15 protein-coding genes and 1 pseudogene are annotated in these 13,897 nt (G+C 62.9%); 6 read left to right on the forward strand and 10 right to left on the reverse strand.

Annotated features, from left to right (window positions below; genetic code table 11):
- Window positions 1-439: pseudogene (locus B3605_RS14705) on the reverse strand (lysine decarboxylase); the annotation flags it as partial.
- Between the two features lie 189 nt (window positions 440-628).
- On the opposite strand from B3605_RS14705, the gene dapD reads away from it, so the two are divergent.
- The 3 genes from dapD (at window position 629) to B3605_RS14720 (ending at window position 3,424) form a co-directional block, all read left to right on the forward strand.
- A complete protein-coding gene (gene dapD, locus B3605_RS14710) occupies window positions 629-1,489 on the forward strand; it encodes a 2,3,4,5-tetrahydropyridine-2,6-dicarboxylate N-succinyltransferase (protein ID WP_112940996.1) in 861 nt (286 codons plus the stop codon).
- A 158-nt stretch (window positions 1,490-1,647) separates the two neighbouring features.
- Entirely contained in the window at window positions 1,648-2,841 is a 1,194-nt protein-coding gene (gene dapE / locus B3605_RS14715) for a succinyl-diaminopimelate desuccinylase (RefSeq protein WP_112940997.1), read from the forward strand.
- On the forward strand, window positions 2,828-3,424 hold the full coding sequence (locus B3605_RS14720; RefSeq protein ID WP_112940998.1) for a hypothetical protein: 597 nt from the start codon (window positions 2,828-2,830) through the stop codon (window positions 3,422-3,424). Before dapE ends, B3605_RS14720 begins: the two co-directional genes overlap by 14 nt.
- Here B3605_RS14720 and B3605_RS14725 read toward each other — a convergent pair.
- The 9 genes from B3605_RS14725 to B3605_RS14765 all read right to left on the reverse strand — a co-directional run bounded on the left by B3605_RS14725 (window position 3,421) and on the right by B3605_RS14765 (window position 9,226).
- Window positions 3,421-3,900, reverse strand: a complete 480-nt coding sequence (locus tag B3605_RS14725) for a DUF2442 domain-containing protein (protein ID WP_112940999.1) — start codon at window positions 3,898-3,900, stop codon at window positions 3,421-3,423. The two genes, B3605_RS14720 and B3605_RS14725, sit on opposite strands and share 4 nt — an antisense overlap.
- Window positions 3,872-4,090 carry a DUF4160 domain-containing protein gene (locus B3605_RS14730; protein ID WP_296434717.1) on the reverse strand — a complete coding sequence of 73 codons (219 nt, stop codon included), beginning with the start codon at window positions 4,088-4,090 and terminating at the stop codon, window positions 3,872-3,874. Before B3605_RS14730 ends, B3605_RS14725 begins: the two co-directional genes overlap by 29 nt.
- Window positions 4,091-4,179: 89 nt before the next feature.
- Complete coding sequence (gene arsC, locus B3605_RS14735; RefSeq protein WP_112973907.1) at window positions 4,180-4,581, reverse strand: arsenate reductase (glutaredoxin); 402 nt, start codon at window positions 4,579-4,581, stop codon at window positions 4,180-4,182.
- Complete coding sequence (gene truA, locus B3605_RS14740) at window positions 4,559-5,365, reverse strand: tRNA pseudouridine(38-40) synthase TruA (RefSeq protein WP_112941002.1); 807 nt, start codon at window positions 5,363-5,365, stop codon at window positions 4,559-4,561. Before truA ends, arsC begins: the two co-directional genes overlap by 23 nt.
- Complete coding sequence (gene fmt / locus B3605_RS14745; RefSeq protein WP_112941003.1) at window positions 5,365-6,300, reverse strand: methionyl-tRNA formyltransferase; 936 nt, start codon at window positions 6,298-6,300, stop codon at window positions 5,365-5,367. The genes truA and fmt overlap by 1 nt, the downstream gene beginning before the upstream one ends.
- A gap of 40 nt (window positions 6,301-6,340) precedes the next feature.
- A complete protein-coding gene (locus tag B3605_RS14750; protein ID WP_112941004.1) occupies window positions 6,341-6,760 on the reverse strand; it encodes a type II toxin-antitoxin system VapC family toxin in 420 nt (139 codons plus the stop codon).
- A complete protein-coding gene (locus B3605_RS14755) occupies window positions 6,757-7,044 on the reverse strand; it encodes a FitA-like ribbon-helix-helix domain-containing protein (protein WP_112941005.1) in 288 nt (95 codons plus the stop codon). Before B3605_RS14755 ends, B3605_RS14750 begins: the two co-directional genes overlap by 4 nt.
- 66 nt (window positions 7,045-7,110) lie before the next feature.
- A complete protein-coding gene (gene def / locus B3605_RS14760; protein ID WP_026282951.1) occupies window positions 7,111-7,629 on the reverse strand; it encodes a peptide deformylase in 519 nt (172 codons plus the stop codon).
- Between the two features lie 97 nt (window positions 7,630-7,726).
- Complete coding sequence (locus tag B3605_RS14765; RefSeq protein ID WP_112941036.1) at window positions 7,727-9,226, reverse strand: globin-coupled sensor protein; 1,500 nt, start codon at window positions 9,224-9,226, stop codon at window positions 7,727-7,729.
- Window positions 9,227-9,422: 196 nt separating this feature from the next.
- Between B3605_RS14765 and B3605_RS14770 the strand changes: the two genes are divergently transcribed.
- The 3 genes from B3605_RS14770 to B3605_RS14780 form a co-directional block, all read left to right on the forward strand.
- Window positions 9,423-10,646: a DNA recombination protein RmuC gene (locus B3605_RS14770; protein ID WP_112941006.1), complete on the forward strand. Its 1,224-nt coding sequence runs from the start codon at window positions 9,423-9,425 to the stop codon at window positions 10,644-10,646.
- Window positions 10,647-10,696: 50 nt separating this feature from the next.
- On the forward strand, window positions 10,697-11,596 hold the full coding sequence (locus B3605_RS14775; RefSeq protein ID WP_112941007.1) for a ribokinase: 900 nt from the start codon (window positions 10,697-10,699) through the stop codon (window positions 11,594-11,596).
- 225 nt (window positions 11,597-11,821) lie between these two features.
- A partial coding sequence (locus tag B3605_RS14780; protein WP_296434725.1) for a methyl-accepting chemotaxis protein occupies window positions 11,822-13,897 on the forward strand: 2,076 nt, incomplete at its 3' end.

The raw sequence follows: 13,897 nt of genomic DNA on the forward strand, positions 1-13,897 counted from the left end.
GGCCGCCGCCGGTGACGACGACATATTCGTGGAAATCGAAGCCGGCCGCGTATTTCGAGCAAAGGCGGGCGAATTTGCGCGCCTCGTCATAATAGACGGAGGCCGCTTCCAGATTGGCGCGCTGCGTGTCGTTGCGGGCCGCCCAGGCACTCTGGCCGGGTGCGGGAATGCGGGCGCCGCCGAACATCACGACTGTCGATTTGATGCCGCGCTCGGTGAGCAGCATTTCCGGCTTCATCAGCTCCAGCTGCAGGCGGATCGGCCGCAATTCCTCGCGGCACAGGAAGTCCTCGTCGGCATAAGCAAGGCGATAGGCCGGCGACAGGGTCTGCGGCGTTTTCGGCACGGCTTCGGCGCGCTGCTTGTCTGTCTCGCTTGATTTCAACGGATCCCAGACGCCGTCCTTGCGCCGCAGTCTGCCGTTTTTCGCCTTTGCCATTCCAATGCCTTTCAGTCCTGCCGGCAGTGCAGCCGGTATGTCGTTTTGTAGCAGTGATCGGGAGCCAACCGGTCCCGAAAAATCATTCCATTTTAGCCCTGCATGCGATAGAGCAGATCGCATCCCGCCAATCACAATTCCCGGAGGCCTCCGCCTCCAACGATAAAGATCGAAGTTTAAGGAATTCTCATGAGCGCCACCGACCTCTCCGCCCTCGAAAAGACACTCGAAGCCGCCTTCGACAACCGCGACAGCGTCAACACCTCGACCAAGGGCGAAGTACGCGACGCGGTTGAAACCGCGCTCGAGCTTCTCGACGGCGGCAAGGTGCGCGTTGCCGAACGCGGCGCCGATGGCGCGTGGAAGGTGAACCAGTGGCTGAAGAAGGCCGTTCTCCTCTCCTTCCGCCTGAACGACATGGAAGTCGTCAAGGGCGGCTCCGGCAACTCGACATGGTGGGACAAGGTGCCGTCCAAGTTCGAGAACTGGGGTGAGAACGAATACCGCGCCGCCGGCTTCCGCGCCGTGCCGAACTGCGTCGTGCGCCGCTCGGCCCATATCGGCAAGAACGTCGTGCTGATGCCGTCCTTCGTCAACCTCGGCGCGTTCGTCGACGAGGGCACGATGGTCGATACCTGGGCGACGGTCGGCTCCTGCGCACAGATCGGCAAGCACGTGCATCTCTCGGGCGGCGTCGGCATCGGCGGCGTGCTCGAGCCGATGCAGGCCGGCCCGACCATCATCGAGGACAATTGTTTCATCGGCGCCCGCTCGGAAGTCGTCGAAGGCTGCATCATCCGCGAGGGCTCGGTTCTCGGCATGGGCGTCTACATCGGCAAGTCGACGAAGATCGTCAACCGCGCCACCGGCGAAGTCTTCTACGGCGAAGTACCGCCCTACTCCGTCGTCGTCGCCGGCTCCATGCCATCGGGCAACGCCACCATGCCGAACGGCCTTGCCGCGCCGCACCTCTACTGCGCCGTGATCGTCAAGACGGTCGATGAGAAGACCCGCTCGAAGACCGGCATCAACGAACTGCTGCGCGACTAATTCAGCTTCTATTCGGTGCCGCGCGTGACAGAATTCGTGCGCGGCACCGCACCATTTTCCTGCCCGATATCAGGCTGCCGTAAGCGAACGGCGCATTTCGCCTGATGCAACTCTCCCTTGCCTTTTCTTTGCCATTACCGCCGGATAGTTCCACTGTCATGACCGCTACCGATCCCGTTGCCAATCTCCAGACCCTGATCCGCTGCCCATCCGTTACGCCCGCCGAGGGCGGCGCGCTTTCGGCGCTGGAGGCGATGCTGTCGCCGCTCGGCTTCAAGGTCGACAAGGTGAAGGCGACGGAGCCCGGCACGCCGGATATCGAGAACCTTTATGCCCGGCTCGGCAATGACGGCCCGCACCTGATGTTTGCCGGCCATACCGATGTGGTGCCCGTTGGCGACGAAGGCGCATGGACGCACCCGCCCTTTGCCGCCGAGATCGCGGGCGGCGAACTCTTCGGTCGCGGCGCTGTCGACATGAAGGGCGGCGTCGCCTGCTTCGTGGCTGCCATCGCCCGCCATATCGAAAAGCACGGTGCGCCAAAGGGCTCCGTCTCGTTCCTGATCACGGGCGACGAGGAAGGCCCCGCTGTCAACGGCACGATCAAGCTGCTGCAATGGGCAGCCGAGCGTGGCGAGCGCTGGGACGCCTGCCTTGTCGGCGAGCCGACCAACCCGAACACGCTGGGCGAGATGATCAAGATCGGTCGCCGCGGCTCGCTGTCGGGCAAGATCACCGCCCATGGCGTGCAGGGCCATGCCGCCTATCCTGACCTGGCAGACAACGCCGTGCGCGGGATCCTGCAGCTAACGCAGGCGCTGATGCACCCGCCCTTCGATGCCGGCACCGAGAACTTCCAGCCGTCCAATCTCGAAGTGACGACCGTCGACGTCGGCAATCCGGCGACCAACGTCGTGCCAGCCAAGGCGACGGCGAGCTTCAACATTCGCTTCAACGACACCTGGACTGCCGAGACGCTGCAGCAGGAAATCATCCGCCGCCTCGACGCCGCCGCCAGCGAGGGTGTGCTGAGGCCCGGCCGCGCGCCGTTCAAATACGATATCGTCTGGGCCGAGCGCCCGAGCCACGTCTTCCTCACCCGCAACAACGCATTGATCGCCTCGCTGTCATCGGCCATCGAAAGCGTGACCGGCCAATCGCCCAAGCTGTCGACCACGGGCGGCACCTCGGATGCGCGCTTCATCAAGGATTACTGCCCCGTCGTCGAGTTCGGCCTCGTCGGGCAGACCATGCACATGGTCGACGAACGCGTCGCGGTTGAAGACCTCGAGCGGCTGACGGTCGTCTACGAAACCTTTATCGCGCGCTGGTTCGAGAATGCCGGGGTTTAGGGAAGTCCAGTATTATCTGGCCGGCCTCTGGTTGCTGATCCGAATGGATCCGGCCGGCTTCCGGTTTCTCGACATGTCGGATCGCGGCGTCAACCGCTCCTTCTGGGCCTTCGTCTGGTGCCTGCCGCCAATGGGGATTTCCTGGCTCTGGTGGCGCGAATCCTTCCTGCGCACCATGCCGCCGCACACCGATGTCGGTCTGGTCTTCTACTTCAGGCTGGGCCTTGTCGAGGCGGCGAATTGGTTCGTGCCGCTGGTGCTGGCGGGCCTGCTCTTGCTCGCCATGAAGAAGGGCGAGCGCTTCTCGGCCGTCGTCGTCAGCGTCAACTGGCTGGGCGTGCCGCTCTCCTATATCAACGGCTTGCTGCTGGCGCTGGTGTTCTTCCTGCCCGGCACGATCGGCATCGTCTCGCTGCTGCTGCTTGCCTTCATGCTGGCCCAGGTCTTCGCCATCGCGCGAATTTTGCGAATGATCTTCAACGGCAACGGGCTCTTGATCGGCGCGATGACGCTGGTTCTCTTCGTTCCGGCGCTGATGCTGTCGGAATTCATGCAGCGGTTTTTAGGGATTTATCCGGTCTAGATCGCGTGCTTGAGCCGATACTCGAGCATGTAACGTGTGGCGAAAGCGATGTGGCGCGGGATCGGCTTATCCTTGCGGTAGTCCGCGACCAGCCGCCTCGAAATCTGCAACGCCGCCGCCATGCCATCCAGGCTGTTGCCGAGCTCATCCATCGCCGCCCGAAAGTCCGCATTCGAGAACTCGATCGGCGGAAGGCTGGCGAGCCACGCGGCGGAAAACTCCAGATCCTCGCCCGGCCATTCGATGCCATCGCCATCCTCGTTGACGGACACGCGGCTGAAAAGCGTATCGTCGGCGCGCAGCGGAATGTAGATGCGTCGGCTCTGCAAGGCGGGAGCGAGATCGAGAACGACCGTTTCTCCCGATGCCCAGTCTATCCTGACATTGCGCGCGTCGAGCGGCTCGACCGCCGCTATCCTCGGGAGCGGTTCACCGACAACAATCATGTCATCGCGCGTTGAGACGTTGCCACTCATGTTCCAGACGCTCCCTGTTTTCAGACGCCCATTTCACGGCGATCTCATAGCTGCGACGATCGATAGAACCGCGCAGCACAGTGAAATCGGAGATCGCGACCAATGCCTCGTGATCCGGCGTCAACACATGGAAATGCGGCGGATTGTGATCATCCGCGAACACTCGCACCTTGATGTTGCCGATCGTCACGAGGGTCGGCATCGCTGTCCTGTTGCGATCTCTGTTGACGACCACGAGAATAGTGCATGATACGCACTATTTCAAGCTAACTGCGTGGTCTAGCTGCTGCCGACGACCTCGCCGTCTTCCTTGGTGAAGACGCCGATCGGGTTCTCCAATATCTCCAACACCACTTCGGACGGGCGGCAGAGGCGGGTGCCTTTGGTGGTCTGGACGATGGGGCGGTTGATGAGGATCGGATGGGCGAGCATGGCGTCGAGGAGATGTTCGTCGCTGAGATCAGGATCGGCAAGGCCGAGGTCGTCATAAGGCGTGCCCTTCTCTCGTAGCAGCGCGCGGACGGGGATGCCCATTTCGGCGATCAGCGCGACCAGGGTCTCGCGGCTTGGCGGGGTCTTCAGATATTCGACGATCAGGGGTTCCTCGCCCGACTGGCAGATCATGGCCAGCGTGTTGCGCGAGGTGCCGCAAGCGGGGTTATGATAGATCGTCGTCGGCATCGGCTGTTTCCGTTTCTTTGCGGCGGTCGACCATCACGTCGGGATAATCGACCTGCATGAAATAAAGACCGTCGGGCGGGGCGACGGGGCCGCAGGCCTTGCGATCCCTCGCCTCCAGCGCCGCGCGGACATCATCCGGCGTCCAGCGCCCCTCGCCCGCAAGCTTCAGCGTGCCCGCGAAGGAGCGGATCTGGTTGTGCAGGAAGCTCTGGGCGGTGGCTCGGATTTCGATGAGGTCGCCGGTGCGGGTGACATCCAGACGATCGAGCGTGCGCACCGGGCTGTTTGCCTGGCAATGAGCCGAGCGGAAGGTGGTGAAGTCGTGCTTGCCGACCAGCGTCTGGGCGGCGGCGTGCATGACTTCGTGATCGAGCGTCTTCGCCACGAACCAGGCCTTGCCCGCCTCCAGCGCCAGCGGCGCACGGCGGCTGATGATGCGGTAGAGATAGTGACGGCGCAGCGCCGAGAAGCGTGCGTCGAAGAACTCGCTGGCACTCTCGACATCGAGGATCGCGACGCGTTCTCCAGCGAGCCTCAGATGCGCGTTGAGCGCGTTCTGCAGCTTGAAGGGCGACCACTCCTTCGAGAGATCGGCATGGACGACCTGGCCCATGGCATGGACGCCGGAATCGGTGCGGCCGGCGCCTCGGATTGAGACGACCTCGCCGCTCGCCGACAGGATGGCCTTCTCGATCGCGCCCTGCACCGAGGGACCATTGTCCTGCCGCTGCCAGCCGACATATTGCGAGCCGTCATATTCGACGATCATGCGATAGCGGAACATCAGGCGAGCCTCGTGCCCTTGGCAAGCGGCGTGCCGCGCAGGAAGTCGGCCGCAGCCAACGGCTTGCCGCCGGCCTTTTGCAGCTTCGTCAATCTCACGGCGCCGGTGCCGCAGGCAATGACGAGATCATCGCTCAGCAATTCACCCGCAACACCCGATCCCTCGGCTCGCTCGGAGCCCAGCACCTTGACGCGCTCCGGCTTGCCTGAGATTTCGAGCTCGAACCAGGCGCCCGGGAACGGGGCCAGGCCGCGAATGTGGTTGTGGACGTCGGCGGCATCGCGCGAGAAATCGATGCGCGTTTCGGCCTTGTCGATCTTCGATGCGTAGAGCACGCCGTCCTCGGGCTGCGGCGTCAGCGGCAGGTCGCCCATCTCGAGCTTGACCATGGCCTCGGCCATCGCCTTGGCGCCAGCAAGCATCAGCCTGTCGTGGAGCTCGCCAGCCGTCATGTTTTCGCCGATCGCGACTTCGCTGGTGATAGCGACGGCGCCGGTGTCCAGCCCCTTGTCCATCTTCATCACCATCATGCCGGTCTTCTCGTCTCCGGCCATGATCGCGCGCTGGATGGGGGCTGCGCCGCGCCAGCGCGGCAGCAGCGAGGCGTGGCCGTTGTAGCAGCCATATCGCGTGCCGTTGAGGATCGCTTCGGGGAGCAAGAGCCCGTAGGCGACGACGACGGCGACATCGGCCTTGTGGGCTGCGAAGCGCTCGCGCTCTTCCGGATCCTTGAAATTGACGGGCGTGAAGACGGGCAGGCCCAGGAGTTCGGCCGCCTGATGCACCGGCGACTTCTGCAGATCGAGCCCGCGACGCCCGCCGGGACGCGGCGGCTGCGTATAGACCGCCAGGATCGTGTGGCCGGCGTCGACCAACGCGCGCAGCGTCGGGACGGAGAAGTCGGGCGTACCCATGAAGATGATGCGAAGAGACATTCTATGCCGCCAATTCCTGGCTCGGGGCCAATCTTGAAGATCAGCCGCCTTCAAACGGGTTTACGAGCTTGAGATCAAGCCCTTCGAAGTCTTTTGTGTTGCGCGTCGCAAGCGTGGCGCTGTGGATGAGGCAGATGGCGGCGATCATGGCATCCTGCACCGAGATCGGCCGGCCGACGGATTCGCGACGGGCGAGGACTTTGCCTGTCTCAATTGCCGCAGAGCGGTCGCATGAAAGTATCCGACCGCTATAGGCAACCAGCAGCCTGTCGAGGGAGTCATAGTAGCGGCGGGATTTGTCACGAAGCCAAACGCGCTCGGCTCCGTATGATTGTTCCATCAGCACCGTATCACAGAGATACAGCCGATCTTCGGCCTGAACGGCAGTCCACGCGAGCACCCGTGGATCGCATCCCGGCTTTATAACTTCCGAAATTACGTTGGTGTCGAGAACGATCAATCGAAGCCCTCGAGCGGCCGGCCAAAATCCTTCTTCCGCTCTGCCTCGATGTCATCCATGATCTTCGCAAATTCTTCCCGCTCGTCATCGGTCAGCGGCGAAAATATATCGCGAAATCCATCGAGAGCCGACCGCGTCGGCGTATCGGCGCCCGAGACATCGACTATGGCCTTCTGCAGGAGGTTCTTCGCCTCATCGGAAAGGCTATTCCCGTTCTTCTCGGCGCGCACGGAAATATCACGCTTCAACGCGTCCGAAATATTGCGGATCAGAAGATCACCCATATCGGTACCTCCTATTTGATATCACTGATATCATAGAAGGGCCGGGCAGCATTTTCAACCTGGCGCTCAGAGCGCCTTGGTGGTCTTGGCGGCCTTGGTGAACTTCTTGATGACCATCTCGCGCTTCAGACGGGAGATGTGGTCGATGAAGAGCACGCCGTTCAGGTGGTCGATCTCGTGCTGCAGGCAGGTGGCGAGCAGGCTGTCGGCTTCCATCGTCTGCTCCTTGCCGTCGCGGTCGAGATACTTGACGCCGACGGTCGCCGGGCGTTCGACCTCGGCATAGTAATCCGGGATCGAGAGGCAGCCCTCTTCATAGACCGAGCGCTCGTCGGAGGAAGAGACGATTTCGGGGTTGATGAAGACGAGCGGCTGCTTTTCCTCGCCCTCGCGCGCAACGTCGATGACGAGCATGCGGCGGGCAACGCCGATCTGGATGGCGGCCAGCCCGATGCCAGGAGCATCGTACATGGTCTCCAGCATGTCGTCGGCGAGACGCTGGAGATCGCTGTCGACGCGCTCGATCGGCTTGGAAACCTGACGGAGCAGCGGATCGGGAAGAATGATGAGTGGCTTGATGGTCATGGCGTTCCCCATAACCCATCTTTTTGCGGGATGGAATTATCCGATAGCCGGAGGCGGCGCTTTTTTACGCCGCCTTCGCAATTTCGACGCTTTTGCCTCAGGCGGCGCGGCGCGAGGCCTGATAGCCGGCGTGGCTGGCGCTGTCGGTGCGGAACCGCTCGAGCAGGCCGACCAGGCCTTCCACCTCATTGCGCAGGCGCCGGGTTTCCGACGAGGTGCGCTCCACCATGCCCGAATTCTGCTGGGTGATGGTGTCCATGTTGCGGATGGCGACGCTGACCTCGTTGACGCCGGTCGCCTGATCGCGGGCGGCCGCGGCGATATCGGCAACGAAGCTGCTGATATTGTCGATGCGGTTGATCATGTCGCTGAGCGATTCGCCGGTGCTGCTGACGATATCGACGCCCTGGTTCACCTGCGCGGAGCTCTCGGAGATCAGCTTCTTGATCTCCTTGGCGGCATCGGCCGAGCGCTGTGCCAGTTGGCGGACTTCCTGGGCGACGACGGCAAAACCCTTTCCGGCTTCGCCGGCGCGGGCTGCTTCAACGCCGGCGTTCAGCGCGAGAAGATTGGTCTGGAAAGCAATATCGTCGATAACGCCGATGATCTTGGTGATCTCGCTCGACGAGCGTTCGATGCCGGCCATGGCGGAGACGGCGCTGGTGACCAGTTCCCCGGAGTTCTTGGCCTTCTGCTGCGTTTCGCGCACCGCGGCCGACGCCTTTTCGGCGTTCGATGCCGTCTGGCCGACGCTGACGGAGAGCTGCTGCAGGGCGGCCGAGCTTTCCTCGACGCCGGCGGCCTGCTGGGCGGTGCGCAGCGCCAGATCGTCGGAACCCTTGGCGATCACATCGGTGCCGCGCAGGATTTCGCCGGATGTGGCGCGAACGGATGCGAAGGAGGCGCGAAGGGCCGCGACAGCGCGATTGTAGTCGTCGCCCATATCCTTGAAGTTGCCCGGCAGGTCAGCCGGCAAGGTGGCTTCGAGATCACCCCGCGACAGCGCTTCCAGACCGCGGCGAAGATGGCTCAGCGCCATTGCCTGGTCGGCTTCCGCCTTGTGGCGTTCCTCTTCAAGCTTCAGCCGCTTTTCTTCCAGCGCTTCCAGATAGACCGAGATCGAATAATCCATATCGAGCATCGCCGCCTTGACGACGGCGGTGAGCTTTTCGCCGAGCAGCTTGCCCTGGCCGCGACCGAAGCGCGACGGCCATTCCTTGGCCATCAGCCCCTTGATCAGATCGCTCATCAGAAGCGCGTAGCCGCCGATGTACCAGCGCGGCTCGAGGCCGATGCGCGCATGCGTCTTGCCGACCGCGACAACGCCCTTGACGTAGGCTTCGTCGAAATTGCCGCCGGCGAGATTGGCCCAATGGGCTTCCTGCCGGGTCTTGGCACTGTTCATATGCGACTTGTCGGAGAAGAAGCTCGCGACCGAGGGCGTGCGCGCCAGCTTTCCGTAGAATCGTTCGAGCGCGCCGCTCAAGAGCTCCGAAATCGCCGGGCGCATCTGGCGCAGCGATTGCCGCGCGTTGTCGTCCAGTTCGATGAAATCGAGGCGTTGCTTGAGACCGTTTTCAGGCTGCTGGCTGCTCATAATATATTTCTGCTTTTTCATTTGACGAAGGGCAATTTTCGCGCAGCTTTTGCCGAATATAGTTTCGCAAGCGTTAAATTATGCGGTTATTTCTTAGCTAGCGCTCGAATGTGAAGCTCGGGTATCGCCGGCAAGACCATTTACGATGTTCACGTTTTGATCTGGAAAAGCTGCGCGACTTTGCTATGGTGCTGAAATGACAACCAGCACCGACTCGTTTTCCGCCACCCTTTCCGGCCTCAGCCCCATGTCGCTCGCCCTTGCCGGCGCGGCACTGGCTATCGTGATCGTCTTGATGCTCGCCTTGCTCGTTCGTGGTGGCCAGGCGCGGCGCGAGCAGGCGGAAGAGGCGCTGGAGCGTGCCGCCGAGGCGGATGCGCGGATGATGGAACTGTTGCGGATCCAATCGGAAATGCAGGGCCGGATGGCGGCGATGGCGGAGGTGTTCGGCTCGCGCCAGTCCGAGCTCAACCAGGCGATCAGCCAGCGCCTGGACGGCATGTCGCAGCGGGTCAACTCGACCATCACCGAGCAGACCAAGTCGACGCATGAGAACCTGAGGAAGCTGCAGGAGCGGCTGGCGGTGATCGATGCGGCGCAGAACAATATCCAGACGCTCGCCAAGGACGTCGTCGGGCTGCAGGCGATCCTGTCCAACAAGCAGACGCGCGGCGCCTTTGGCCAATCGCGGATGGAAACGATCGTTGCCGATGGCCTGCCGATCGGCGCCTATGCCTTCCAGCAGACGCTGAGCAACGGCTCCCGTCCGGATTGCACGATCCGCATGCCCAACGGCGCGCCGCCGCTCGTCATCGACGCCAAGTTTCCGCTGGAGGCATGGAACGCCATTCGCGACGCGGGCGGGCCGGAGCTTGCCAAGGCCGCATCGCAGCAGTTTCGGCGCGACATGGAGACCCATATCCGCGATATCGCGGAGAAGTATCTGATCCAGGGGGAGACGCAGGATACCGCCTTCCTGTTCGTGCCGTCGGAATCGATCTTCGCGGAAATTCACGAGAATTTCGAGGCGATCGTGCAGAAGGCGCATCGGGCCCGCGTGGTGATCGTTTCGCCGTCGCTGCTGATGTTGTCGATCCAGGTCATCCAGGCTGTCTTGAAGGATCAGCGGATGCAGGCGCAGGCGCATGTCATTCAGGGCGAAGTCGCCAATCTGATGGATGATCTCGGCCGCCTCGACGACCGCGTGCGTAAGCTGCAGGGGCATTTCGCCATGGCGCAGAAGGACGTCGACATGATCGTCACCTCGGCCGACAAGCTGACCAAGCGCGGCGCCAAGATCGAGGCGCTGGAATTCGAGAGTGCTGACGCAAGCCGCGTCCCGGATGAAAGTGCGCCGGCGTCGAAATCCGTGGAGAGCAGAACGGGGCTTCTCAAGCTAAGGGTGGTTGACGACGAGTGAGGCCTTCGGCAGTGTCGCGCCCGACAAAAGCATTGGGAAGGACACCTCGCATGATCACCGTTTTCGGCTCCATCAACATGGACCTCATCGCCACGACGCAACGGCTTCCGAAGCCTGGCGAGACGGTGGCCGGCAACGGCTTTTCGACGGCCGCCGGCGGCAAGGGCGCCAACCAGGCGCTGGCCGCGCGCCGCGCCGGCCGCAGCGTGACCATGGCGGGCGCCGTCGGTCATGATGGCTTTTCGGACGAGGCGCTTGCGCTCCTCAAGGATGCCGGCACGGATCTCCAGTCCGTCAAGCGCGCCGACCAGCCGACCGGAACCGCGATCATACTCGTGGGCGGAGACGGCGAGAACATGATCGCCGTCGTGCCGGGCGCGAACGGTACGGTCACCGCGCAGGATGCGGATCAGGCCGTCGGCGCGATGAGCAAGGGCGACACGCTGATGCTGCAGCTCGAAATCCCGGTTCCCGCAGTCGAGCAGGCATTGGCTGCCGCGCGCGCCAAGGGCGTGACCACCATTCTCAATCTCGCGCCGCTGATCGACGATGCCGCGCGCCTCGGGCGCCTTGCCGATATCGTCATCGCCAACGAGACCGAGTTCGAGCTTCTGGCCGGGCAGGAAAACATGACGCCGGAGGAGCGGGAGATGGCGTTGCAGCGCCTGAACGCCGAGACTGGGCAAACACTGATCGTCACGCTCGGGGCTGACGGCGTCGTGGCGATCCGCGACGGCGCTATGTGGCGGGCGAAAGGGTTGAAGATCGAGCCGGTGGATACGGTTGGCGCGGGCGACACCTTCTGCGGCTATCTCGCCGCCAGCCTTGATGAGGGCCTGGATTTCGCGAAGGCGCTGCGTCGCGCAGCCGTTGCCGGCTCGCTCGCATGCCTCAAGGCAGGCGCCCAGCCGTCCATTCCATCGCGCGAAGACGTCGCAAACAAACTATAGGCGTTATCCGCCGACGACATCGGCGATGCGTTTGCTTGCGATGGGTCGAATTATCATCGCATTTCACTTAAATTTAATAGGTTTCCGGCGATCTTCCGCGTGATCGCCGGCTCCCTCTCCAAGGGGACGCGGCACTCGCCACGGCGGCTTCATGATGTAGCCGCCCTCGCTTCTTGTGCCGGCGGATGCTTCGCCTGGCCCATCCTTGATCCCCCCGAGGAATGCATGTTCATCTTTCGCATGAAATCGCTTGCGGCCAAACTCATTGTGATCACCGGCTGCGCGATCGCACTGGTTCTCCTGATCTCCAATTTCTTCCTCATCGGCGAAACCCGTGATCGCGTGGAAACGCTGACCATGGATCAAGCCAATCTAGAGGCGAAGGCCATCGCCAACGAAGTCGCGTCCTCGGTCGGCGAACTTGCGGGCGCCGCGCGCTCCATGGCCGGCGTCATCGGCCGCGGCCACGAAGGCAAGTATCTGGATCGCAAGGCGATCGTCGATATGCTGAAGGCCAATGTCGAGCGCAACCAGTTCGCCTTCGGCAGCTGGTTCGGCGAAGAACCGAATGCGTTCGACGGCCAGTCGCCGTCGCTTGCCGGCCGCACGGATCTCGGCTCGGACAAGAACGGCGCGTTCAACGCCTATTGGACCAAGAAGAAGGATGGCGGCTTCACGTTCTCGGTGTTCGCATCGGACTACAAGGCCGAATGGTACAGCCTTGCCGCCGCCAGCAAGAAGGGCGCGATCTCCTCGCCTTACGCTGAAAGCACCACCGGCGAAAACACCGCGATGACCTCCATCGGCTACCCGGTCATGTCCGGCGGCAAGATGATCGGCGTCAGCGGCGTCGACATTTCGCTGAAGTCGCTCGCCGACAAGCTCGGCGGCCTGCATCCCTTCGGCACCGGCCGCGTGACCCTGCTTTCGCAGGGCGGCAACTGGATCGTCGCGCCGTCGAAGGATCTGGCGATGAAGCCCTACGAGGGTGAAGGTGCCGATGCGGTCAAGACCGGCCTCTCGACGCTTGCGCCTGCCGTCGTCAAGAACCTCTCGATCGATGGCGGCGAGCAGTTCGACCGCGTGGTCTATCCCTTTGCGCTGCCTGACGTGAACACCAACTGGGTCATCCTCGTCGACGTGCCGCACAGCGCGATCAACGCGCCGGTGCAGGACCAGACCTTCATGATGATCGTCGCAGGCATCGTTGTTCTGGCAGCCGTCATGCTGGCGCTCTACTTCGCCGTCCGCGCCTTCGTGCAGAAGCCGCTCGGTGGCCTCGTCGCCAGCGTCAAGATGCTGAGCGAAGGCCGCTATGAGCAGCCGGTCGTCGGCCAGGATCGCTCGGACGAAACGGGCTCGGTTGCCAAGGCGCTCGAAGGCTTCCGCCATGCGCTCGCCGACAGCCGCCGTCTCGAAGCAGAAGCCAAGAGCCAGCGCCAGGAAGCGGAAGACGAACGCGGTCGTTCGGAAAGCGAACGCCAGCAGTCGGTATCGCTGCAGCGGCACATCGTGTCCATCGTCGGCGCCGGCCTGTCGGAACTGTCGCAGGGCAATCTCAGCCACCGCATTACCGATGAATTCCCGGGCGAATACGGCAAGCTGAAGCAGGACTTCAACGCGGCGCTGGCTGCCCTTGAAGAAACCATCACGACGATGAACCTCAGCGTCGTCAATATCGGCTCCGGCACCAGCGAGATCAGCGGCAGCGCGTCTGATCTGGCCAAGCGAACGGAACAGCAGGCGGCGAGCCTCGAAGAAACGGCTGCGGCCCTGAACGAGCTGACCGCGCAGGTCAATTCCAGCGCCGACAATGCCCGCACGGCCGCCGACAACGTCAACCACGCCTGCGAGGATGCGGAACGCTCCGGCGATGTCGTGCGCAAGGCGATCGCCTCGATGCACGGGATCGAGCAGTCCTCCACCGAGGTCTCGCGCATCATCGGCGTCATCGACGAGATCGCGTTCCAGACCAACCTGCTGGCGCTGAACGCCGGTGTCGAAGCCGCGCGTGCGGGTGAAGCGGGCAAGGGCTTTGCGGTCGTTGCCCAGGAAGTGCGCGAACTGGCCCAGCGTTCGGCGAATGCCGCCAAGGAGATCAAGACGCTCATCAACACCTCGGCCGTCCAGGTCAAGGAAGGCGTCGATCTCGTCGGCCGCGCCGGCGACACGCTGCACAACATCTCCGAGCAGGTGATGCGCATCAATGGCCTGATCCGGGAAATCTCGGCATCGGCCAGCGAGCAGGCGATCGGCCTCAAGGAAGTCAGCCAGGCCATGAACCAGATGGACCAGGTGACG

Origin of the sequence: Rhizobium sp. UBA1881 (assembly GCF_002338015.1) — a bacterium.
Lineage (GTDB): Bacteria > Pseudomonadota > Alphaproteobacteria > Rhizobiales > Rhizobiaceae > Rhizobium.